3 protein-coding genes are annotated in these 2,117 nt (G+C 62.1%); all 3 read left to right on the top strand.

The window, feature by feature from the left end:
• Positions 1-430: YihY/virulence factor BrkB family protein (locus tag NW820_RS12010; RefSeq protein ID WP_414407602.1), on the top strand; the 430-nt coding region annotated here is incomplete at its 5' end.
• Positions 431-454: 24 nt separating this feature from the next.
• Positions 455-1,546, top strand: coding sequence for an L-threonylcarbamoyladenylate synthase (locus tag NW820_RS12005; RefSeq protein ID WP_414407601.1), 1,092 nt, complete (start codon positions 455-457; stop codon positions 1,544-1,546).
• 14 nt (positions 1,547-1,560) lie between these two features.
• Complete coding sequence (gene purE, locus NW820_RS12000; protein ID WP_414351697.1) at positions 1,561-2,100, top strand: 5-(carboxyamino)imidazole ribonucleotide mutase; 540 nt, start codon at positions 1,561-1,563, stop codon at positions 2,098-2,100.
• Positions 2,101-2,117 lie beyond the last annotated feature (17 nt).

Here is a 2,117-nt window from a genome sequence, read left to right as displayed (position 1 = left end):
TGCCAGCTTTTTGCGCTTCTTGTACAGGAAAGCGAGATCCTTAGCCCAGGAGGTTGGCGGGCCGACTCAGTTGGATCCCCTGCGAGAGCTGGGGTTGAACTTGTGGGGGATCCTCACCTGGCCGATTTCGCTGGGGTTGGTCGTCTTCTCCTGCTGGGTGCTGTATCGATTTGGCCCCAGCTTGCGCCGACCCCAAATGCCGATTTGGCCGGGAGCCATCGTGGCCAGCCTACTGTGGGTTGGGGTGTCGTGGGGGTTGCGGATTTACGTGGAGCACTTTGGGCAGTTCAACCAAGTCTACAGGGCGGTGGGGGCGGTTATTGTTCTGCTGCTCTGGGTTTGGCTCACTTCCTTGGCGCTGCTGTTTGGGGATCAGATCAACATCGCCCTCTACCAGGCGCGAAAATGGATTGCAGAACGGGATCCCTAGCCCCACCCCAAATCCGAGTTATGGATGCAGACGGAAATTCTTTCGCCCACTCCTGAGCACATTGCCGTAGCGGCTGCGGCCTTGCTGCAGGGCCAGTTGGTGGCCATCCCCACGGAGACGGTTTACGGCCTGGCGGGCCATGGCTTGGATGAGCAGGCAGTGGCAAACATTTTTGCCGCCAAGGAGCGCCCCCGCTTCGATCCCCTGATCCTGCATCTGCCGGCTGGGGTGACCCTAGAGCAGCTGCAGGGGTGGCTGGTGGATGTGTCGGCTTTTACTCCCACCGCCCGTGCTCTGCTGGGATCCCTGATCGACACCTTCTGGCCGGGGCCCCTAACCTTGGTGCTGCCCAAGTGTCCCACCGTGCCGGATCTGGTGAGCAGCGGGTTGCCTACTGTTGCCCTGCGGGTGCCTGCTCACCCGGTGGCTCAAGCTTTGTTGCAGGCGGTGCAAACCCCTCTGGCTGCCCCCAGTGCCAATCGCTTTGGCCGCATCAGCCCCACCTCAGCCCAGGCCGTCTATGCAGAGTTGGGAGGGCGGATCCCTTACATCTTGGATGGGGGAGAGTGTGCTGTGGGCCTGGAGTCCACCGTGCTAAAGCTCAGCCCCGAAGGGATCCCAACGCTGCTGCGCCCAGGAGGGATCCCACTGGAAGCCCTGGAGGCCCACCTGGGGTTGCCCATCCGGTTGCCCCCAGAACAGGCCCCCAAGGATGGCACAACGGGCCCGCCAGAAGCGCCGGGACGACTGAGCAGCCACTATGCCCCCAGTAAGCCCCTCCGGCTTTTGCCCACCCCTTTTGCCCAGCTTCAGCCCGGCGATTGGCAACAGGTGCAGCACCTGACAACCGGTCATTCCCACCTGGGCATCCTCAGCTTTGCCACGGATCCGCAGGCTCTGCTGAACACCCTCTCCCGCCATTGGCCGGGGATCACTTTCAGTTTGGAGTGTTTGGGTTCGGATCCCAAGGCAGCCGCCCGCGCCCTCTTTGCCAGCCTGCGCCGCCTGGATGAGGGAGATGCTACGCTCCTGCTGGCAGAGCCCCCACCCATCTCGACGGGGTTGGGCTATGCGATGATGGATCGGCTACGCCGGGCCAGCAGCCTTTCGCGTTAGCGTCGCTTAGCGATATGGAACTCTCCCCCCTCGTTGCCATCGTAATGGGCAGCGATTCCGATTTGCCCACCCTTGCACCTGCCGCCCAGGTGTGTGAGGAGTTTGGGATCCCTTACCAGATGCAGATCCTCAGCGCCCACCGCACCCCCGAGGCCATGGTAGAGTTTGCCCGCCGCGCCCATACCCAAGGGATCCGCGTCATCATTGCCGGGGCAGGGGGAGCAGCCCATTTGCCGGGGATGGTGGCCTCTCTCACCCCCCTGCCGGTGATCGGGGTGCCGGTGCTCAGCCCATCCCTGCAGGGGATCGACTCCTTATACTCGATTGTGCAAATGCCCAAAGGGATCCCGGTGGCCACGGTGGCCATTGGCAACGGCTACAACGCGGGTCTGTTGGCGGTGCAGATCCTAGCCAGTGGGGATCCCGATCTGCTCCGGCGGGTGATCGCCTATCGGGAAAGCCTAAAACAGGCGGTGCAGGAGAAAAACGACCAGTTGCAAACCCAAGGGTGGAAAGCCTACCTCGACTCTATAAAGCATAAGAGCATAATTTAAGGAGCGTTGATCTATCT

Source organism: Synechococcus sp. R55.7, assembly GCF_047461955.1.
Lineage (GTDB): Bacteria > Cyanobacteriota > Cyanobacteriia > Thermostichales > Thermostichaceae > Thermostichus.
The sequence above is the reverse complement of the archived record's forward strand: the minus strand, read 5'-3'. Positions and strand labels throughout refer to the sequence as shown.